Source organism: Streptomyces sp. DG2A-72 (assembly GCF_030499575.1).
Taxonomy (GTDB): domain Bacteria; phylum Actinomycetota; class Actinomycetes; order Streptomycetales; family Streptomycetaceae; genus Streptomyces.
In genome coordinates this window covers 7,768,085-7,789,864 of sequence record NZ_JASTLC010000001.1, presented here as the reverse complement: position 1 = coordinate 7,789,864, position 21,780 = coordinate 7,768,085, and the positions used below count along the sequence as shown (strand labels likewise).

Annotated in this window: 12 protein-coding genes and 2 rRNA genes; 3 read left to right on the top strand and 11 right to left on the bottom strand. The window is 66.3% G+C overall.

What is annotated here, in order from left to right; genetic code table 11:
* Positions 1-70: 70 nt before the first annotated feature.
* The 5 genes from QQY66_RS37105 to thyX all read right to left on the bottom strand — a co-directional run bounded on the left by QQY66_RS37105 (position 71) and on the right by thyX (position 9,227).
* Positions 71-3,191 (bottom strand): 23S ribosomal RNA (locus QQY66_RS37105).
* Positions 3,192-3,489: 298 nt separating this feature from the next.
* Positions 3,490-5,016, bottom strand: a 16S ribosomal RNA gene (locus QQY66_RS37100).
* Together the 16S and 23S rRNA genes form the textbook arrangement of a ribosomal RNA operon.
* A gap of 520 nt (positions 5,017-5,536) precedes the next feature.
* Positions 5,537-7,222: a ribonuclease J gene (locus QQY66_RS37095; RefSeq protein WP_301984715.1), complete on the bottom strand. Its 1,686-nt coding sequence runs from the start codon at positions 7,220-7,222 to the stop codon at positions 5,537-5,539.
* Between the two features lie 153 nt (positions 7,223-7,375).
* Positions 7,376-8,275 carry a 4-hydroxy-tetrahydrodipicolinate synthase gene (gene dapA, locus QQY66_RS37090; RefSeq protein WP_301984714.1) on the bottom strand — a complete coding sequence of 300 codons (900 nt, stop codon included), beginning with the start codon at positions 8,273-8,275 and terminating at the stop codon, positions 7,376-7,378.
* Between the two features lie 211 nt (positions 8,276-8,486).
* Positions 8,487-9,227 carry an FAD-dependent thymidylate synthase gene (gene thyX, locus QQY66_RS37085; protein WP_301984713.1) on the bottom strand — a complete coding sequence of 247 codons (741 nt, stop codon included), beginning with the start codon at positions 9,225-9,227 and terminating at the stop codon, positions 8,487-8,489.
* Positions 9,228-9,477: 250 nt separating this feature from the next.
* Here thyX and QQY66_RS37080 point away from each other — a divergent pair, with 250 nt between their 5' ends.
* A complete protein-coding gene (locus QQY66_RS37080) occupies positions 9,478-9,717 on the top strand; it encodes a hypothetical protein (protein ID WP_301984712.1) in 240 nt (79 codons plus the stop codon).
* A 91-nt stretch (positions 9,718-9,808) separates the two neighbouring features.
* Entirely contained in the window at positions 9,809-10,360 is a 552-nt protein-coding gene (locus tag QQY66_RS37075; protein WP_301984711.1) for a hypothetical protein, read from the top strand.
* 95 nt (positions 10,361-10,455) lie between these two features.
* Here QQY66_RS37075 and QQY66_RS37070 read toward each other — a convergent pair whose 3' ends face one another.
* The 6 genes from QQY66_RS37070 to eccD form a co-directional block, all read right to left on the bottom strand.
* Complete coding sequence (locus QQY66_RS37070; protein ID WP_301984710.1) at positions 10,456-10,899, bottom strand: hypothetical protein; 444 nt, start codon at positions 10,897-10,899, stop codon at positions 10,456-10,458.
* Positions 10,900-10,904: 5 nt separating this feature from the next.
* Positions 10,905-11,657, bottom strand: coding sequence for a 4-hydroxy-tetrahydrodipicolinate reductase (dapB, locus tag QQY66_RS37065; RefSeq protein WP_301984709.1), 753 nt, complete (start codon positions 11,655-11,657; stop codon positions 10,905-10,907).
* Between the two features lie 34 nt (positions 11,658-11,691).
* A complete protein-coding gene (locus QQY66_RS37060) occupies positions 11,692-13,071 on the bottom strand; it encodes a pitrilysin family protein (protein WP_301984707.1) in 1,380 nt (459 codons plus the stop codon).
* Positions 13,068-15,305 (bottom strand): polyribonucleotide nucleotidyltransferase, encoded by a 2,238-nt coding sequence (locus QQY66_RS37055; protein ID WP_301984706.1) that lies wholly within the window; start codon positions 15,303-15,305, stop codon positions 13,068-13,070. The genes QQY66_RS37060 and QQY66_RS37055 overlap by 4 nt, the downstream gene beginning before the upstream one ends.
* A gap of 319 nt (positions 15,306-15,624) precedes the next feature.
* Positions 15,625-15,912 carry a 30S ribosomal protein S15 gene (gene rpsO, locus QQY66_RS37050; RefSeq protein WP_210582679.1) on the bottom strand — a complete coding sequence of 96 codons (288 nt, stop codon included), beginning with the start codon at positions 15,910-15,912 and terminating at the stop codon, positions 15,625-15,627.
* A 193-nt stretch (positions 15,913-16,105) separates the two neighbouring features.
* Positions 16,106-17,563 (bottom strand): type VII secretion integral membrane protein EccD, encoded by a 1,458-nt coding sequence (gene eccD / locus QQY66_RS37045; RefSeq protein WP_301984704.1) that lies wholly within the window; start codon positions 17,561-17,563, stop codon positions 16,106-16,108.
* A 271-nt stretch (positions 17,564-17,834) separates the two neighbouring features.
* On the opposite strand from eccD, the gene eccCa reads away from it, so the two are divergent.
* Positions 17,835-21,779, top strand: a complete 3,945-nt coding sequence (eccCa, locus tag QQY66_RS37040; protein ID WP_301984703.1) for a type VII secretion protein EccCa — start codon at positions 17,835-17,837, stop codon at positions 21,777-21,779.
* Position 21,780: the final 1 nt, after the last annotated feature.

The following is a 21,780-nucleotide window of genomic DNA, read 5'->3' as shown; positions in this document are numbered from 1 at the left end:
ACTATGAAGTTCCAACCGGAAACATGACACGGTCGTTGCCTCAGAACTAACACAGTGGACGCGAGCAACTGAGGACAAGCCCTCGGCCTATTAGTACCGGTCACCTCCACCCCTTACAGGGCTTCCAGATCCGGCCTATCAACCCAGTCGTCTACTGGGAGCCTTAACCCCTCAAAGGGGGTGGGAACACTCATCTCGAAGCAGGCTTCCCGCTTAGATGCTTTCAGCGGTTATCCCTCCCGAACGTAGCCAACCAGCCATGCCCTTGGCAGAACAACTGGCACACCAGAGGTTCGTCCGTCCCGGTCCTCTCGTACTAGGGACAGCCCTTCTCAATGTTCCTGCGCGCGCAGCGGATAGGGACCGAACTGTCTCACGACGTTCTAAACCCAGCTCGCGTACCGCTTTAATGGGCGAACAGCCCAACCCTTGGGACCGACTCCAGCCCCAGGATGCGACGAGCCGACATCGAGGTGCCAAACCATCCCGTCGATATGGACTCTTGGGGAAGATCAGCCTGTTATCCCCGGGGTACCTTTTATCCGTTGAGCGACGGCGCTTCCACAAGCCACCGCCGGATCACTAGTCCCGACTTTCGTCCCTGCTCGACCCGTCGGTCTCACAGTCAAGCTCCCTTGTGCACTTACACTCAACACCTGATTGCCAACCAGGCTGAGGGAACCTTTGGGCGCCTCCGTTACTCTTTAGGAGGCAACCGCCCCAGTTAAACTACCCATCAGACACTGTCCCTGATCCGGATCACGGACCCAGGTTAGACATCCAGCACGACCAGACTGGTATTTCAACGACGACTCCCCCTGAACTGGCGTCCAGAGTTCACAGTCTCCCAGCTATCCTACACAAGCCGAACCGAACACCAATATCAAACTGTAGTAAAGGTCCCGGGGTCTTTCCGTCCTGCTGCGCGAAACGAGCATCTTTACTCGTAGTGCAATTTCACCGGGCCTATGGTTGAGACAGTCGAGAAGTCGTTACGCCATTCGTGCAGGTCGGAACTTACCCGACAAGGAATTTCGCTACCTTAGGATGGTTATAGTTACCACCGCCGTTTACTGGCGCTTAAGTTCTCAGCTTCGCCCCGTCGAAACAGGACTAACCGGTCCCCTTAACGTTCCAGCACCGGGCAGGCGTCAGTCCGTATACATCGCCTTACGGCTTCGCACGGACCTGTGTTTTTAGTAAACAGTCGCTTCTCGCTGGTCTCTGCGGCCACCCCCAGCTCAAGCAGCAAGTGCTCTCACCGGTGATGGCCCCCCTTCTCCCGAAGTTACGGGGGCATTTTGCCGAGTTCCTTAACCATAGTTCACCCGAACGCCTCGGTATTCTCTACCTGACCACCTGAGTCGGTTTAGGGTACGGGCCGCCATAAAACTCGCTAGAGGCTTTTCTCGACAGCATAGGATCATCCACTTCACCACAATCGGCTCGGCATCAGGTCTCAGACTACTGCCAGGCGGATTTACCTACCTGACGTCCTACACCCTTACCCCGGGACAACCACCGCCCGGGATGGACTACCTTCCTGCGTCACCCCATCACTCACCTACTACCAACTAGGGTCACCGGCTCCACCACTTTCCATTCCCCGAAGGGTCCGGAACGGCTTCACGGGCTTAGCATCACTGGATTCAATGTTTGACGCTTTACAGCGGGTACCGGAATATCAACCGGTTATCCATCGACTACGCCTGTCGGCCTCGCCTTAGGTCCCGACTTACCCTGGGCAGATCAGCTTGACCCAGGAACCCTTAGTCAATCGGCGCACACGTTTCCCACGTGTGAATCGCTACTCATGCCTGCATTCTCACTCGTCAACCGTCCACAACTCGCTTCCGCGGCTGCTTCACCCGGCAGACGACGCTCCCCTACCCAACCCAGCAGGCGTTAGCCCTTATGCTGGATTGACACGACTTCGGCGGTACGCTTGAGCCCCGCTACATTGTCGGCGCGGAATCACTAGACCAGTGAGCTATTACGCACTCTTTCAAGGGTGGCTGCTTCTAAGCCAACCTCCTGGTTGTCTGTGCGACTCCACATCCTTTCCCACTTAGCGTACGCTTAGGGGCCTTAGTCGATGCTCTGGGCTGTTTCCCTCTCGACCATGGAGCTTATCCCCCACAGTCTCACTGCCGCGCTCTCACTTACCGGCATTCGGAGTTTGGCTAAGGTCAGTAACCCGGTAGGGCCCATCGCCTATCCAGTGCTCTACCTCCGGCAAGAAACACACGACGCTGCACCTAAATGCATTTCGGGGAGAACCAGCTATCACGGAGTTTGATTGGCCTTTCACCCCTAACCACAGGTCATCCCCCAGGTTTTCAACCCTGGTGGGTTCGGTCCTCCACGACCTCTTACAGCCGCTTCAACCTGCCCATGGCTAGATCACTCCGCTTCGGGTCTTGAGCGCGCTACTATCCCGCCCTGTTCGGACTCGCTTTCGCTACGGCTTCCCCACACGGGTTAACCTCGCAACACACCGCAAACTCGCAGGCTCATTCTTCAAAAGGCACGCAGTCACGAGAACAAGGCAAGCCTCGTTCCGACGCTCCCACGGCTTGTAGGCACACGGTTTCAGGTACTATTTCACTCCGCTCCCGCGGTACTTTTCACCATTCCCTCACGGTACTATCCGCTATCGGTCACCAGGGAATATTTAGGCTTAACGGGTGGTCCCGCCAGATTCACACGGGATTTCTCGGGCCCCGTGCTACTTGGGTGTCTCTCCAACGAGCCGTTGACGTTTCGACTACGGGGGTCTTACCCTCTACGCCGGACCTTTCGCATGTCCTTCGCCTACATCAACGGTTTCTCACTCGTCTCACGGCCGGCAGACCGTGAAAGAGAGATCCCACAACCCCGTATACGCAACCCCTGCCGGGTCTCACACGCATACGGTTTGGCCTCATCCGGTTTCGCTCGCCACTACTCCCGGAATCACGGTTGTTTTCTCTTCCTGCGGGTACTGAGATGTTTCACTTCCCCGCGTTCCCTCCACATACCCTATGTGTTCAGGTATGGGTGACAGCCCATGACGACTGCCGGGTTTCCCCATTCGGACACCCCCGGATCAAAGCCTGGTTGACGACTCCCCGGGGCCTATCGTGGCCTCCCACGTCCTTCATCGGTTCCTGGTGCCAAGGCATCCACCGTGCGCCCTTAAAAACTTGGCCACAGATGCTCGCGTCCACTGTGCAGTTCTCAAACAACGACCAGCCACCCACCACCCCGGACCTACGATCCGAGTTCACTGGGGCCGGCACCTGAAGGAAATCATTCCCTCAGACACCCAACAGCGTGCCCGGCACGGTCAGTCGACCAGATCAGCGTTCCACGCCCGAGGGCAGTACTAGCGCCTGATCCATCCTGAACCGTGCCGAATAATCAACGTTCCACCCATGAGCAACCAGCGCGAGACGTACGCTCGCGTTCTGGTGTCTGGACCCCCAGAAGGGGCCAGGTGCTCCTTAGAAAGGAGGTGATCCAGCCGCACCTTCCGGTACGGCTACCTTGTTACGACTTCGTCCCAATCGCCAGTCCCACCTTCGACAGCTCCCTCCCGTAAACGGGTTGGGCCACCGGCTTCGGGTGTTACCGACTTTCGTGACGTGACGGGCGGTGTGTACAAGGCCCGGGAACGTATTCACCGCAGCACTGCTGATCTGCGATTACTAGCAACTCCGACTTCATGGGGTCGAGTTGCAGACCCCAATCCGAACTGAGACCGGCTTTTTGAGATTCGCTCCACCTCACGGCATCGCAGCTCATTGTACCGGCCATTGTAGCACGTGTGCAGCCCAAGACATAAGGGGCATGATGACTTGACGTCGTCCCCACCTTCCTCCGAGTTGACCCCGGCGGTCTCCTGTGAGTCCCCATCACCCCGAAGGGCATGCTGGCAACACAGGACAAGGGTTGCGCTCGTTGCGGGACTTAACCCAACATCTCACGACACGAGCTGACGACAGCCATGCACCACCTGTACACCGACCACAAGGGGGCGCCTGTCTCCAGACGTTTCCGGCGTATGTCAAGCCTTGGTAAGGTTCTTCGCGTTGCGTCGAATTAAGCCACATGCTCCGCTGCTTGTGCGGGCCCCCGTCAATTCCTTTGAGTTTTAGCCTTGCGGCCGTACTCCCCAGGCGGGGAACTTAATGCGTTAGCTGCGGCACCGACGACGTGGAATGTCGCCAACACCTAGTTCCCACCGTTTACGGCGTGGACTACCAGGGTATCTAATCCTGTTCGCTCCCCACGCTTTCGCTCCTCAGCGTCAGTAATGGCCCAGAGATCCGCCTTCGCCACCGGTGTTCCTCCTGATATCTGCGCATTTCACCGCTACACCAGGAATTCCGATCTCCCCTACCACACTCTAGCTAGCCCGTATCGAATGCAGACCCGGGGTTAAGCCCCGGGCTTTCACACCCGACGTGACAAGCCGCCTACGAGCTCTTTACGCCCAATAATTCCGGACAACGCTTGCGCCCTACGTATTACCGCGGCTGCTGGCACGTAGTTAGCCGGCGCTTCTTCTGCAGGTACCGTCACTTGCGCTTCTTCCCTGCTGAAAGAGGTTTACAACCCGAAGGCCGTCATCCCTCACGCGGCGTCGCTGCATCAGGCTTGCGCCCATTGTGCAATATTCCCCACTGCTGCCTCCCGTAGGAGTCTGGGCCGTGTCTCAGTCCCAGTGTGGCCGGTCGCCCTCTCAGGCCGGCTACCCGTCGTCGCCTTGGTGAGCCATTACCTCACCAACAAGCTGATAGGCCGCGGGCCCATCCTTCACCGCCGGAGCTTTCAACCCCCACAGATGCCCGTGAGAGTGCTATCCGGTATTAGACCCCGTTTCCAGGGCTTGTCCCAGAGTGAAGGGCAGATTGCCCACGTGTTACTCACCCGTTCGCCACTAATCCCCACCGAAGTGGTTCATCGTTCGACTTGCATGTGTTAAGCACGCCGCCAGCGTTCGTCCTGAGCCAGGATCAAACTCTCCGTGAATGTGTACCGGTTATCCGGTCAACACACACGAGAGCGGAACCGTCGGGCGGAATAAGCCCGACCGTTCACAACGTCCTCGCTGTGTATTTCTTCAAAGGAACCACGACCATCGAAAAAGATTTCCGACGGACGGGGTATCAACATATCTGGCGTTGATTTTTGGCACGCTGTTGAGTTCTCAAGGAACGGACGCTTCCTTCGTACTCACCCGAGAGACACTCTCGCGGCTTTCCTCCGGGCGCTTCCCTTCGGTCTTGCGTTTCCGACTCTATCAGATCGTTTCTCGATCCGATTTCCTCGGTGCTTTCCAGGTTCCCGCTTTCGCGTTTCCCTTTCCGGCGGCTCCGACTTTATCAGAGATTCTGAGTCGGAATTCCCATCCCGTTCGGGGACTGGTTCCGGCCCACGAAGTGGCCGGGTTCCCGTGAGGAGGAGCCGTAAACGTACTGGAGCGGGGCGCCTCGATGCAAATCGAGGCGCCCCGCTCCAGGTTGGCACGTACTAAGGGGTCGTACGCGGGTCAGACCTCCACCACGACAGGGAGGATCATCGGCCTGCGCCGGTACGTGTCCGAGACCCACTTGCCCAGCGTGCGTCGGATGAGTTGCTGCAGCTGGTGGGGCTCCACGACGCCGTCCTGGGCGGAGCGCTCCAGGACTTCCGTGACCTTCGGGAGGACGTCGCTGAAGGCCGAGTCCTCGATGCCGGAGCCACGGGCCTGGACATGCGGTCCGGCCGTGATCTTGCCGGTCGACGCGTCGATGACGACGAAGACCGAGATGATGCCCTCGTCGCCGAGGATCTTGCGGTCCTTGAGAGCCGGCTCGCCCACGTCGCCGACGGAGAGGCCGTCGACGTAGACATAGCCCGCCTGGACCTTGCCGGAGATCTTGGCCTTGCCCTCGACGAGGTCGACGACGACGCCGTCCTCGGCGATGACGATGCGGTCGTGCGGGACGCCGGTCAGGGCGCCCAGTTCGGCGTTGGCGCGCAGGTGGCGCCATTCGCCGTGCACCGGCATCAGGTTCTTCGGTCGGCAGATGTTGTAGAAGTACAGGAGCTCGCCGGCGGAGGCGTGTCCCGAGACGTGGACCTTGGCGTTGCCCTTGTGGATGACGTCCGCGCCCCAGCGGGTCAGGCCGTTGATCACGCGGTAGACCGCGTTCTCGTTGCCGGGGATCAGCGACGACGCAAGGATCACCGTGTCGCCTTCGACGATGCGGATCTGGTGGTCCCTGTTCGCCATCCGCGACAGGGCGGCCATGGGTTCGCCCTGTGAGCCCGTGCAGACCAGCACGATCTCGTCGTCCGGGAGGTCGTCGAGGGTCTTGACGTCGACGACCAGGCCGGGCGGGACCTTGAGGTAGCCGAGGTCTCGTGCGATGCCCATGTTGCGGACCATGGAGCGGCCGACGAAGGCGACGCGACGGCCGTACTCGTGGGCCGCGTCCAGGATCTGCTGGATGCGGTGGACGTGGCTGGCGAAGCTGGCCACGATGATCCGCTTGCGGGCGGTCGCGAAGACCTGGCGCAGGACGTTCGAGATGTCGCGCTCGGGCGGGACGAAGCCCGGGACCTCGGCGTTCGTCGAGTCGGAGAGGAGCAGGTCGATGCCCTCCTGACTCAGACGCGCGAACGCGTGCAGATCCGTGAGCCGGCCGTCCAGCGGGAGCTGGTCCATCTTGAAGTCGCCGGTGTGCACGGCCATGCCGGCCGGGGTGCGGATGGCCACGGCCAGCGCGTCCGGGATGGAGTGGTTGACCGCGATGAACTCGCAGTCGAAGGGGCCGATGCGTTCGCGGTTCCCCTCCGCCACCTCGAGGGTGTACGGGCGGATGCGGTGCTCCTGGAGCTTGGCCTCGATGAGGGCGAGGGTCAGCTTGGAGCCGATCAGCGGGATGTCCGGCTTCTCGCGGAGCAGGAAGGGGACGCCGCCGATGTGGTCCTCGTGGCCGTGGGTGAGGACGATGCCCTCGATGTCGTCGAGGCGGTCTCTGACGGACGAGAAGTCCGGCAGGATCAGGTCGATTCCGGGCTGCTCCTCCTCGGGGAAGAGCACTCCGCAGTCGACGATCAGGAGGCGGCCGCCGTATTCGAAGACCGTCATGTTCCGGCCGATTTCACCGAGGCCGCCCAGCGGGGTGACCCGTAGGCCGCCGTCGGGAAGCGACGGGGGCGGGCCGAGTTCGGGATGCGGATGACTCAAAAGACTCTCCTCACCACACGCGCCACGTACCGGTGGGCACGTGGCGCGCATGACGTTCGTGCAGTAGCAGTTGTCGTTGTCGGGTGCAGGCACCGGTGGCCTGCTATTCAGTTGTGGAGTTTCGTTGCGCGAGCACTCGCGCGAAGTCTGGTGTTAGAGCTGTACCCCGCCCGCGGCAAGATCGATCTTGAGCTGCTCGATCTCCTCTGGAGTGAGCTCGACCATCGGTGCGCGCAGCGGTCCGGCGGGCAGGCCCTGGAGGGTGAGCGCAGCCTTGGTGGTCATGACGCCCTGGGTGCGGAACATGCCGGTGTAGACCGGGAGCAGCTTCTGGTGGATCTCGGTCGCCTTGTGGACGTCGCCCGCGGTGTACGCCTCGACCAGGGCGCGCAGCTCGGGGGTGACCACGTGGCCGACGACGGAGACGAAGCCGACTGCGCCCACGGAGAGCAGCGGCAGGTTCAGCATGTCGTCACCGGAGTACCAGGCGAGGCCTGAGCGTGCGATGGCCCAGCTGGCCCGGCCTAGGTCGCCCTTGGCGTCCTTGTTGGCGACGATGCGCGGGTGTTCGGCGAGACGGACCAGCGTCTCGGAGTTGATCGGGACGCCGCTGCGGCCGGGGATGTCGTAGAGCATGACCGGCAGCTCGGTGGCGTCGGCGATGGCTGTGAAGTGCCGGTAGAGGCCGTCCTGCGGGGGCTTGTTGTAGTACGGCGTCACGACCAGGAGGCCGTGCGCGCCCGTCTCCTCGGCCTCGCGGGCGAGCTCGAGGCTGTGGCGGGTGTCGTTGGTGCCGACACCGGCGACGACGTGGGCCCGGTCGCCGACCGCCTCGAGGACGGCTCGTACGAGATCCTTTTTCTCCGCATTGCTGGTGGTGGGGGACTCGCCGGTGGTGCCGTTGATGATCAGGCCGTCGTTGCCTGCGTCCACCAGGTGGGCGGCGAGCCGCTGCGCGCCGTCGAGGTCGAGTGCGCCGTCCGCCGTGAAGGGCGTGACCATGGCGGTGAGGACCCGCCCGAAGGGGGTCTGCGGAGTGGAGGTCGGAGCCATGGGTAACACGCTACTCGCTGCTCAATGCGGGGTCTGCCCTCGGGGCAGGCGACAAGTTATGACAAAAGTGGAGCCCGGCACTGCCTGCTCGGGGGTTCAAGCAGTGCCGGGTCCGTTTGATCAGGCTAGATGAACTTCTCTAAATGCCGCAATACGGACACTTCGCCCGGCTGCCCCGTACATCTGTGCCCGGCAGGGCAGCATCAGTGCGTTACGGCGCGACGCGGCCGTTGGCGTTGAACGCGGCGTACGTGAGCGGCATGAGCTTGGCCCACTCCGCCTCCATCTGCTCGCCGACCATCTCGATCTCGCGCTGCGGGAAGGACGGGACCTTCGCCAGTTCGTGCTGGGTGCGCAGGCCCAGGAAGTGCATCAGCGAGCGGGCGTTGCAGGTGGCGTACATGGAGGAGAACAGGCCGACGGGGAGGACCGCGCGGGCCACCTCGCGGGCGACGCCGGCGGCGAGCATCTCCTGGTAGGACTCGTACGCCTGTCGGTACGAGTCCTCCATCACACGGCCGACCAGCTCCTGCTGGGCCTGGGTGCCCTCGACGAAGACGTACTTGCCGGGGCGGCCCTCCTGGACCAGCTTGCGGGACTCGTCGGGGACGTAGAAGACCGGCTGGAGCTCCCGGTACCGGCCCGATTCCTCGTTGTACGACCAGCCCACGCGGTGGCGCATGAACTCGCGGAAGACGAAGATGGGGGCGCTGATGAAGAAGGTCATCGAGTTGTGCTCGAAGGGGCTGCCGTGCCGGTCCCGCATCAGGTAGTTGATCAGGCCCTTGGAGCGCTCGGGGTCCTTGCCCAGCTCGTCCAGGGACTGCTCGCCGATGGTCGAGACGCGGGCGGCGAACAGCACGTCGGCGTCGGACGCGGTGTGCTTCACCAGCTCGACGGTGACGTCACCGCGGAAGCTGGGCTTGAGGTCGTCGGCGGGGGTGTCGGTCACGGCTCGGAGGGTCCCTTCCATCACTTCTCTGGGGCGGCGCCCACTCTACGGCCCGGCACTGACAACGGGGCGTTCGGTGCCGGGCTGCGACATTCGGTCGCGAACAACAGCGAACTTTGGCGAACTTCTGCGAAGTCGGGGAAATCGGGCACCTTTTGAGGCGTTCGCTCGTCTGTCTTGGTGACAGCGATTCGTTCGATCCCTGAGAGCCCCGAGAGGCCCGGGGTCCCCGAGAGGAGAGGTGCCTCTGATGTTTCGTCGGCGCGAAACCGTCCCGTTCGCCTTCGTCGCCGAGTCCGACAGGTATCGCAGCAATGTCGCGCCTCCACCGCGTGAGCGGGCGTCCGCGGGGCAGATAGCCGGGCGCTGGCTGCTGGGTCTCACCATCGTGGCGGGGCTGGTCGGGTCCCTGGTGCTCGGCATGCCGGCGCTGTCCCAGGACCAGTCGTCCACGCAGCCCGAGCAGTCGCAGGCGGACAGCGGGCACTGACCCCATCCGGACCCCCGAGGGTGGTGAGCGGGGACACGGGTCGATAACCTCACCGGGCACAGCCCATGCATGGATTGAGTGAGGACCAGCCGTGCCCCTGCCCTTCCTGACGGCCGACCGCGCATACGAAGCAGCGGAGGATGTCCCGCTGCCGTTCGACGACCGCGACCGCTGGCGGCGTCCCTACCGTCCCGGGCCCTGCCGGGTGGGCGTGGCGGCGATTCTGCTGCTGCTCGCCTCGTATGTGCTGTTCGCGGCCGTCATCATCGCGTTGACCGGCACACTCACCGAGTCCGGAGTCGTCTTCGGCATCGCGCTGGCCGTGATCGTCGCCGCCCTGCGGATGCTGCGCATGGGCGTGTGGGTGAGCGTGCGCGGTCTGCGCCGGGTGGGCTTCCTCGGCACACATACGGTGGCCTGGAACCGGATCGTCGCCGTGCGGACGGTGCAGCAGCCGGTGCGCTGGCTCGGGCTGCCGCGCACGGTTCAGGGGCAGGCCCTGACCCTCGTACGACAGGGGCGGGCTCCGGAGGACGAGCATCCTCTGCTGACCACGCACAACGCCGACTTCCTGGCGCGGCCGGAGGCGTTCGACCGGGCCGCGGACACGATCGAGGCGTGGGCCGCGGAGGCGCGCAGCTAGGAGCAACGTGAGAATCTGCGGGCCGGTGAGGGCTGGTCGCGCCCGCGCGGCGGAGCCGCATATTGACACAGCCCCGCGCCCCTTCGGGGCGCTCCTCAGCGCGCCGTCTCCCTCAGCGTGATCGCGCGCTGCATCGCCTTGCGGGCGCGTGGGGTGTCGCGGGCGTCGTGGTAGGCGACGGCGAGGCGGAACCAGCTGCGCCAGTCGTCGGGGGCGGCCTCCGTCTCGGCCTTGCGCTTGGCGAAGACCTCGTCGGCCGAGTCCCGGTCGATGCGTCCGCCAGGGGTGCGCTTGAGTTCGTCGACGGGCAGGCCGCCCTCGGCGTCGAGTTCGGCGGCGAGCCGGTTGGCCTTGCGGACGAACTCCGTGTTCTTCCAGAGGAACCACAGGCCGATCACCGGCAGGATCAGCACCGCCACACCGAAGGTGACGGTCAGGGCCGTGTCGGCCTGGATGAGCATGACGCCGCGGCTGCCGACCAGGACGAAGTAGATGACCAGGACGGCAGCCGTGACGGCATAAGTGATCTTCGCGCGCATGACGGTCAGCCGAGGTCCAGGAAGTGTTCCAGGCCGAAGGTGAGGCCCGGAGTGGTCACCACGCGGCGGGCGCCGAGCAGGATGCCCGGCATGAAGCTGCTGTGGTGGAGCGAGTCATGGCGGACGGTCAGCGTCTCGCCCTCGCCGCCCAGCAGCACCTCCTGGTGGGCGAGCAGACCGCGCAGCCGGATCGCGTGGACCGGAACCCCGTCGACGTTCGCGCCGCGGGCGCCGTCCAGGGCGGTGACCGTGGCGTCCGGCGCCGGGGCGGAGCCCGCGTTCGCCCGCGCCTCGGCGATGAGCTGGGCCGTGCGGGTGGCGGTGCCACTGGGGGCGTCCACCTTGTTCGGGTGGTGCAGCTCGACGACCTCGACGGACTCGAAGTAGGGCGCGGCGATCTGCGCGAACTTCATCGTCAGGACGGCCCCGATGGAGAAGTTGGGCGCGATGAGCACGCCTGTCTCCGGGGACTGGGCCAGCCAGCCCTTGAGCTGCGCGAGACGGTCCTCGGTCCAGCCCGTCGTACCCACGACGGCGTGGATGCCGTGCCGTACGCAGAAGTCGAGGTTGCCCATCACCGAGGCCGGCGTGGTCAGTTCGACGGCGACCTGAGCGCCGGACTCGGCCAGCGTCTCCAGCTTGTCGCCCCGGCAGAGGGCGGCGACCAGCTCCATGTCCTCGGCGGCCTCGACCGCCCGTACCGCCTCGGATCCGATCCGGCCCTTGGCACCGAGGACCGCCACGCGCAGCTTGCTCATGTTCTTGCTTCCTTCAGTTCCTTCAGGAGAGGACTTACGCGACCGCTTCGTGCAGACGGGACGCCTGTTTGTCCTTCAGCGGGCCGATGACCGACAGCGAGGGCCGCTGTCCCAGGATGTCGCGGGCGACCGCGCGGACGTCGTCCGGGGTGACCGAGGCTATCCGGGCCAGCATGTCGTCGACGGACATCTGCTCGCCCCAGCACAGTTCGCTCTTGCCGATACGGTTCATCAGCGCGCCCGTGTCCTCCAGGCCGAGGACCGTGGAGCCACGGAGCTGGCCGATGGCGCGGTCGATCTCGTCCTCGGGCAGGCCGTGCTCGGCGACCTGGTCGAGTTCGTCCCGGCAGATCTTCAGCACGTCGTGCACCTGGGACGGGCGGCAGCCCGCGTACACGCCGAAGAGGCCGCAGTCGGCGAAGCCGGAGGTGTACGAGTACACGCTGTAGGCCAGCCCGCGCTTTTCGCGGACCTCCTGGAAGAGGCGGGACGACATCCCGCCGCCGAGCGCCGTGTTCAGCACGCCCAGCGCCCAGCGGCGCTCGTCCGTGCGGGCCAGGCCCGGCATGCCGAGGACGATGTGCGCCTGCTCCGTCTTGCGGCCGATCAGCTCGACACGGCCGGCGGTGCGCAGGGTCCGGCTGCCGTCGCGCGGGGCGATGGGCGTGGCGTCCAGGCTCTTGAGGGCGCCCGCCTTCTCGAAGGCGGCGCGGACCTGTCGTACGACCTTGTTGTGGTCGATGTTGCCGGCGCAGGCGACCACCAGGTGGGTCGGGTCGTAGTGCTTCTTGTAGAAGCGGCGGATGCGGTCGGCGGTGAGGCCGTTGACCGTGTCGACCGTGCCGAGGACGGGGCGGCCGAGGGGGTTGTCGCCGAACATCGTGTGCGCGAACAGGTCGTGCACACAGTCGCCCGGGTCGTCCTCGGTCATCGCGATCTCTTCGAGGATCGCGCCCCGCTCGACGTTGACGTCCTCTTCGAGGATGAGGGAGCCCGTGAGCATGTCGCAGACGACGTCGATGGCGAGCGGCAGGTCGGCGTCGAGCACGCGCGCGTAGTAGCACGTGTACTCCTTGGCCGTGAACGCGTTCATCTCGCCGCCGACCGCGTCGAGGGCGGAGGAGATGTCCAGTGCGGACCTGCGGGTGGTGCCCTTGAAGAGGAGGTGCTCGAGGTAGTGCGTGGCGCCGTTCAGCGCCGGCGTCTCGTCGCGGGAGCCGACGTGCGCCCAGATGCCGAAGGTGGCGGAGCGCACGGACGGGAGGGTTTCGGTGACGACCCGGAGGCCTCCGGGGAGGGTGGTCTTACGGACCGTACCGATGCCGTTGACGCCCTTGATCAGGGTTTGGGTACGGGCGACGGCCCGCGCCTCCGAAGAGGTGCGGGCCGTCGCCGTGGAGCTGCTCGACGTCACTGGTTGGTGTCGTCCTTCTGGTCGTCCTTCTCGTCGTCCTCGCTGTCGCTCGCTTCACCCTCGATGACCGGGATCAGGGAGAGCTTGCCGCGGGAGTCGATCTCGGCGATCTCGACCTGGACCTTCTGGCCCACGCCGACGACGTCCTCGACGTTCTCCACGCGCTTGCCGCCGGCCAGCTTGCGGATCTGCGAGATGTGCAGCAGACCGTCCTTGCCGGGGAGCAGGGAGACGAACGCGCCGAAGGTGGTGGTCTTCACGACCGTACCCAGGTAGCGCTCGCCGACCTCCGGCATCGTCGGGTTGGCGATGCCGTTGATCGTGGCGCGGGCGGCCTCGGCGGCCGGGCCGTCGGCGGCACCGATGTAGATGGTGCCGTCGTCCTCGATCGTGATCTCGGCGCCGGTGTCCTCCTGGATCTGGTTGATCATCTTGCCCTTGGGGCCGATGACCTCGCCGATCTTGTCCACGGGGATCTTGACGGTGATGATCCGCGGGGCGTTCGGGGACATCTCGTCCGGCGTGTCGATCGCTTCCATCATCACGTCGAGGATGTGGAGGCGGGCGTCACGGGCCTGCTTGAGGGCCGCGGCCAGGACGGAGGCCGGGATGCCGTCCAGCTTGGTGTCGAGCTGGAGGGCGGTCACGAACTCCTTGGTGCCGGCGACCTTGAAGTCCATGTCGCCGAAGGCGTCCTCCGCACCGAGGATGTCGGTGAGGGTGACGTAGTGCGTCTCGCCCTCGATCTCCTGGGAGATCAGGCCCATGGCGATACCGGCGACCGGGGCCTTCAGCGGCACACCGGCGTTCAGCAGCAACATGGTGGAGGCGCAGACCGAGCCCATGGACGTCGAGCCGTTCGAGCTGAGCGCCTCGGAGACCTGGCGGATCGCGTAGGGGAACTCCTCACGCGTCGGCAGGACCGGGACCAGGGCACGCTCGGCGAGGGCGCCGTGGCCGATCTCGCGGCGCTTCGGGGAGCCGACGCGGCCGGTCTCGCCGGTGGAGTACGGCGGGAAGTTGTAGTTGTGCATGTAGCGCTTGCGGGTCACCGGGGAGAGGGTGTCCAGCTGCTGCTCCATACGGAGCATGTTCAGGGTGGTGACGCCCAGGATCTGGGTCTCGCCCCGCTCGAACACGGCGGAACCGTGCACCCGCGGGATGGCCTCGACCTCGGCCGCGAGCGTACGGATGTCCGTGACGCCACGTCCGTCGATGCGCTTCTTCTCCTTGATGACGCGCTCACGGACCAGGGACTTGGTCAGCGAGCGGTACGCGGCGGAGATCTCCTTCTCGCGGCCCTCGAACTCCGGCAGGAGCTTCTCGGCGGCGAGCGTCTTCACGCGGTCCAGCTCGGCCTCGCGCTCCTGCTTGCCGACGATGGTGAGCGCCTGGGCGAGCTCCGGCTTGACGGCGCCGGTGAGAGCCTCCAGCACGTCGTCCTGGTAGTCCAGGAAGATCGGGAACTCGGCGGTCGGCTTGGCGGCCTTCGCGGCGAGGTCCGCCTGGGCCTTGCAGAGGACCTTGATGAAGGGCTTCGCGGCGTCCAGACCGGCGGCGACGACCTCCTCGGTCGGCGCCTCGGCGCCGCCCTTGACCAGCTGGATGGTCTTCTCGGTGGCCTCGGCCTCGACCATCATGATCGCGACGTCGCCGTCCTCCAGGGTGCGGCCCGCGACGACCATGTCGAAGACGGCGTCCTCGAGCTCGGTGTGCGTCGGGAACGCCACCCACTGGCCGTTGATCAGCGCGACGCGGACGCCGCCGATCGGGCCGGAGAAGGGCAGACCGGCCAGCTGCGTGGACGCGGAGGCGGCGTTGATCGCCACGACGTCGTACAGGTGGTCGGGGTTGAGGGCCATGATCGTGGCGACGACCTGGATCTCGTTGCGCAGGCCCTTCTTGAAGGACGGGCGCAGCGGGCGGTCGATGAGGCGGCAGGTGAGGATGGCGTCCTCGGACGGCCGGCCCTCACGGCGGAAGAAGCTGCCGGGGATCTTGCCGGCGGCGTACATCCGCTCCTCGACGTCCACCGTCAGGGGGAAGAAGTCGAGCTGGTCCTTGGGGTTCTTGGAGGCGGTGGTGGCCGACAGCACCATGGTGTCGTCGTCCAGGTACGCCACGGCGGAGCCGGCGGCCTGCTTGGCCAGGCGGCCCGTCTCGAAGCGGATGGTGCGGGTGCCGAAGGAGCCGTTGTCGATGACGGCCTCGGCGTAGTGGGTCTCGTTCTCCACTAGCGTTTTCTCCGTTACTTGTCGTCTTTGTCCCGTGGCTGCCCGTGTGGCAGGGGGACGGTTGCGGAGAAGCGCTCCGTCTGGTGCGGGCCGGTCTTCGATCGAAGCACCCGGGGCTCGCTTTCCCCCGGGGGCCACTACCGAGGACCGGCGGCGGCGAGGCGCGCTTCTCCTCTCTTTTCTTTCGGGTTGTGCTGTGTCGTGCGTATTGCGTTCTGCTACCACACTACAAAGCGGGTGTGACACTCCGCACGTTTCCGCACGTACGGCAAAGGGAGCGACCCCCGATCGTCTCGGGAACCGCTCCCTTCACGGCGTCTTACTTGGCGCCCGCCGCACCGCGGCGGATGCCGAGGCGGTCGACCAGCGCACGGAAGCGCGCGATGTCCTTCTTCGCCAGGTACTGCAGCAGCCGACGGCGCTGACCGACCAGGATCAGCAGACCACGACGGGAGTGGTGGTCGTGCTTGTGGGTCTTGAGGTGCTCGGTCAGGTCCGAGATACGGCGCGAGAGCATCGCGACCTGGACCTCGGGAGAGCCGGTGTCGCCCTCCTTGGTACCGAACTCGGTGATGATCTGCTTCTTCGTAGCGGCGTCGAGCGACACGCGTACTCCTCGTAGTCTGTGAAGGGCCACCGAGTGCCCCCGGTCCACTTCTCGGGGGAGCTTCCATTACTCGGGAGGCGGGGATCCGCTGGGCGCGGCCTCCAGAGCCAGGGGCTCCGGGGGTGCGTACACGAACGGCCGTCACACAGCGTACCAGCAGACGAGCGCGCTCTTGACAGGCGTCCTGCGCCGGTCAGATGCCGCCGCGGACCTTGCCGTAGACATCGAGGACGGCCAGGCAGATCGGGACCAGGGAGAGCAGCACCAGCGAGTCGGCGAGATCGAGCATGCGGCCCCAGAACGGGGAGAGCCCCTTCTGCGGCACGATCAGCGCGATCGCGATCAGGACCAGCACGCCCACCCCGACCGTGGCGGCGAGCCACAGGGTCCGGATGTCGACGGCGCTGGAGTCGCCCTTGAGGAGCTCGACGACGATGCCGGCCGGCGGCGAGATGGCCAGGCCGAGCACCAGCAGCGCGATCGTGCTGACACCGGCCACGAACAGGCAGGTGACCTGGGCGGTGTACCGGAAGAGACGTGCGCGCAGCATCGCGGCGAGGCCGGTGCACAGGGCCAGCAGCTGGGCCCAGCCCCCGTCGCTGAAGCCGAGCACCGCGCCACCGGCGCCGACGATGACGGCGGCACAGCCTCCGACCAGGCCGAGCAGCAGTTCGTGGCCCCGGCTGGTCTGGGCGACGATGCGCTGGACGTCGACTGCTTCGAGGTCGCCCTCGCGGCCCTCACGACGGGCCCGGGCCAGGTCCTCCGGGTTGCGGAAGCCGATCGGCAGCTTGGCGAAGCGGGCGGACCAGCCGGGCAGGAAGCCGACGACCGCCAGGCCGACGACGGAGGTGCCGGCGGCGATCTCCCGCGGCTCCGCCTCGGTGAGCACCCCGCAGAACACGGCGAGCGTGCCGATCCCGGCGGCCAGCGCGGCGGCCACGAACGGGGCGTCGCCCTGCGGCAGCAGCATGATCAGCACGACCGAGAGGAGGAGTACGGCGACACAGCCGACGAGGAACTGGATCCGGCCGGGGCCTTCGCCCGCGTCCTGGGGGATGACGCCGGAGCCCGCGATGAGCGCGTGCGGAAGTGCCGAGATGCCGAGTGCGACGGCGGAACCACGGTCGTCGTACACCCGGGCCCGTACCCCGGCGAGTGCCGTCAGGGCCAGGGCGACCACGCCGGCGAGGATGCCCTGCAGGCCGTGCATGTCGTGCCGTATCGGATCCGCGAACCAGAAGACGAAGCCGAGCATGACCAGCAGCAGTGCGCCGGAGACGAGACCGGCCACGCGCATCAGGTTGTCGTTCCAGCTGCGGATGTCCTGCTTGACCGCGGCGGCGATCGCGTCCACGACGTCGTCGTGCACGGCCGGCGGCAGGGAGTCGGCGAAGGTGCGCAGCAGCAGCACGTCGCCGTCCCTGACCCGGTGCTCGAGCAACGAGCGGCTGGCGTCGAGTACTTGGCCCTCGCGGGTGACGAGGTGGTAGCCGGCCGGATCGGCGTCCGGCCGGGCCAGGCCCGAGAGCCTGACGATCTCAGGAAAAAGGTCCTGAATCGGCAGATCCTCCGGTAGCGCGACATCGACCCGGCTGTCCGGCGCCGCGATCGTGATTCGGCAGAAACCTGTCGACGTCCCCGTGCTCACCTGGTACTTCCCCCTGCTGGACAAGGCTTCCTCGCGCCGCTCGTACGACGCGGAGCGCCACCATATCCGTTGCCATGGGGGGCGCAGGGCCCACCTCCCCCGTTTCCTCCCCGGGCCCCCTCGGCATCTCCATCCTCCTGGCTCCCTCGGGCACTGGGTGCATCAGTAGGATCGACGCCCACACGTATGGCGCCTACGCGAACGAGAACACGTCGCGGTACACGGGGGCGTCGATGCCAGGACGTATCAATCGCGAAGGATGAGTGCATCGGTGAGCGTCGTCATCATCAAGCGACCACCGCGGATAGTGCCCCCGGCCGTCCCGGACGGCGAGGTCAAACTGGAGACGCCCCCCGAGATCCCTCGTGAGGGCGACGAGAGCATGCTGATGAACATGCTGCCCATGATGGGCATGCTGGGTTCCGTCGGCTTCTTCTTCATGCCCAACCTGCCCTCGTACATGAGGGTGGTGGGCGGGCTCATGCTGGCCTCGACGCTGGCCATGGCCATCGCCCAGTTCGCCAAGTCCCGGCAGGGCGGCGGCGCGGGGATGGCGCAGGACCGGCGTGACTACTTCCGCTATCTCGAGCAGGTCCGCAAGGACGTGCACAAGACCGCCGAACTGCAGCGGCGCAGCCAGCTCTTCCAGCATCCCGACCCGGAACAGCTGTGGGCGGTGGCGGCCGACGGCAAGCGTCTGTGGGAGCGGCGCCCGACCGACGCGGACTTCGCCTCCGTACGCATCGGCCGCGGCATCCAGCAGCTGAACACTCCGCTCGTCGCCCCGGAGACGGCGCCCAAGGACGAGTTGGAGCCGCTGACCGCGGCGGCGATGAAGGCCTTCCTCGACGCGCACGGCAGCCTTTCCGACCTGCCCGTCTCCGTCTCGCTTCGCGCCTTTTACCACGTGACGGTGTGCGGAGAGACCGACACGGTCTACGGCAGTGCCCGCGCCGCCCTGGCCCAGCTGGCGACGCTGCATTCGCCCGAGGACCTGATGATCGCCGTGGTGGCGCACCCCTCGGCGACGGCGGACTGGGACTGGATCAAGTGGCTGCCGCACAGCCAGCACCCGAAGGCCAAGGACGGCGCGGGCTCGACCCGGCTCCTCTTCGACGACCTCGGGGAGCTGGAGGAGGCGCTGGCGGACCAGTTGGACGACCGGCCGCGCTGGAACCGGGACGCCAACCCGGTCTACGACCAGCCGCATCTGATCGTGGTACTCGACGGCGGCACCGTACCGCCGGACTCCGAACTCGCCAGCGCCGAGGGCCTGCAGGGCGTCACGTTCCTCGAGATCTCCCCCGGCGAGCTGGAGGAGGAGCTGCGCGCGGGCCTCACGGTCTACGTCAAGCCGGAGCGGATGCGGCTGTTCGTCGGCCATGAGTCCGCGTACACCGGCAAGCCCGACGTGCTGAACCCGGCACAGGCCGAGTCCCTGGCCCGGCAGCTCGCCCCCTTCCGGGTCGGCTCCGCGGAGGAGGGCGAACCCCTGCTGTCCAACCTGGACTTCACCGACCTCATGGGCATCGGCGACGCGGGCGCCGTCGACGTCTCCCGCACCTGGCGGCCCCGCACGCTGCACGAGCGGCTGCGGGTGCCGATCGGTGTCGGCGAGAACGGCGAGCCGGTCATGCTGGACCTCAAGGAGGCCTCGCAGGAGGGCATGGGCCCGCACGGTCTGTGCGTCGGCGCCACCGGTTCCGGCAAGTCCGAGGTGCTGCGCACGCTGGTGCTCGGTCTCGCGGTGACGCACTCCTCGGAGACGCTGAACTTCATCCTCGCGGACTTCAAGGGCGGTGCGACCTTCGCCGGTATGGCGGACATGCCGCACACCGCGGCGGTCATCACCAACCTCGCCGACGACCTCACCCTCGTCGACCGTATGCGCGACTCGATCATGGGTGAGACGCAGCGCCGTCAGGAGCTGCTGCGCTCGGCCGGCAACTACGCCAACCTGCACGACTACGAGAAGGCCCGGGCGGCGGGCGCCGCGCTGGAGCCGATGGCCTCGCTGGTGATCGTGCTCGACGAGTTCTCCGAACTCCTCACCGCCAAGCCCGACTTCATCGACATGTTCATCCAGATCGGCCGTATCGGCCGTTCGCTGGGCATCCACCTGCTGCTGGCCTCGCAGCGCCTGGAGGAGGGCAAGCTGCGCGGCCTGGACACCTATCTGTCGTACCGGATCGGTCTGCGGACGTTCTCCGCCGCCGAGTCCCGTACGGCGATCGGTGTGCCGGACGCCTACCACCTGCCGTCGATCCCCGGCTCCGGCTATCTGCGGTACGACACCGACACCATGGTCCGCTTCAAGGCGGCGTACGTGTCGGGGCCGTACCACGGCGAGGGCCCGTCCCGGGTGCACCGCTCGACGCAGCTGCGGCCCGCGCTGTTCACGGCGGAGCATGTGGCGCTGCCGCCGCAGCCGGTGATCGACGAGCCGGAGCCCGACAACAGGGTGGACGACGCGCTCGCCGACACCGTCCTGGACGTCCTCGTCAGCCGGATGGTCAACCAGGGCCCGCCCGCCCACCAGGTGTGGCTGCCCCCGCTGGAGGAGGCGCCCTCGCTGGAGCAGCTCCTCCCCCAGCTCGCCGTCCACCCGGAACGCGGCCTGACCGCGCCCGACTACACGGCGCTCGGCCGGCTCAACGTGCCGGTCGGCCTGGTCGACAAGCCGTTCGAGCAGCGGCGCGACGTGCTGTACCGGGACTTCTCGGGTGGTGCGGGCCACGGTCTGTTCGTCGGTGGTCCGCAGTCCGGCAAGTCGACGCTGCTGCGCACGCTGATCTCGTCCTTCGCGCTCACCCACACACCGGCCGAAGTGCAGTTCTACTGCTTGGACTTCGGCGGTGGCAGTCTCATCTCGATGGAGGAGCTGGCCCACGTCGGCGGGGTCGCCAACCGGCTCGACGCCGAGAAGGTGCGCCGTACGGTCAGCGAGGTCGAGGGGATCCTCAACGCGCGCGAGGAATACTTCCGCGCGAACAACGTCGACTCGGTGCAGACCTACCGTCAGCGCCGGAACGCGGGCCAGCTGCCCGACCAGCCCTGGGGTGACGTCTTCCTCGTCATCGACGGCTGGGCCACCTTCAAGACGGACTACGAGCTGCTCGAGTCCACCGTCACCGAGATCGCCACGCGTGGCCTCGGCTTCGGTGTGCATGTGATCCTCACCGCGAGCCGCTACACCGAAGTGCGGCCCGCGCTCAAGGACATGCTGCAGAACCGCATCGAGCTGCGGCTCGGTGACCCGACCGAGTCGGAGATCGACCGCAAGGTCGCGCAGAACGTGCCGGCCACCGTGCCGGGCCGCGGTCTGACGCCGGACAAGCTGCACTTCATGACCGCCCTGCCGCGGGTCGACGGCTCCTCGGAGACGGAGGACCTGTCGGAGGCGACGGCGATCCTCGTCCGGGGCATCAACGACAACTGGCAGGGCGCCCCCGCCCCGGCCGTACGACTGCTGCCCACGATGCTGCCCTGGGACCGGTTGCCCAAGGGCTTCGAGCACCCGGACCGCGGTGTCGCCATCGGCATCGACGAGTCGTCGCTCGCACCGGTCTTCGTGGACTTCGAGACGGACCCGCACTTCATCGTGTTCGGTGAGAGCGAGTCCGGTAAGTCCGCGATGCTGCGGATGCTCATCAAGCAGATCTGTGAGCGCTACACGCCGCAGCAGGCGAAGATCGTCATGGGTGACTACCGGCGCGCCCACCTGGAGGGCGTGCCCGAGTCGCACCTGTCCCGGTACTGCGCGGCGGCGCCCGCGCTGGCGGAGACGCTGGAGGGCCTGGCCGGTTCGCTCGGCCGCCGGATGCCGGGCCCGGACGTGACGCCCGAGCAGCTGCGCAACCGCAGCTGGTACAGCAGCCCGGACGCGTTCGTCATCATCGACGACTACGACCTGGTGGCGACCGGTATGAACCCGCTGTCCCCGCTGCTCGAGTACCTGCCCTTCGCCCGTGACATCGGCCTGCGCATCATCATCGCGCGCGCCTCGGGCGGCGCCAGCCGGTCGCTGTACGAGCCGGTGATGCAGCGCCTGCGCGAGCTCGGCGCCCAGGGCATCGTGCTCTCCGGCGACCGGACCGAGGGGGCACTGCTCGGCAACATCACGCCGTCGCAACTGCCGCCCGGGCGTGGCCACTTCCACACCCGGCGCCGGAGCGGGCAGCTGATCCAGACGGGGTGGCTGCCGCCGCGGCACTGAC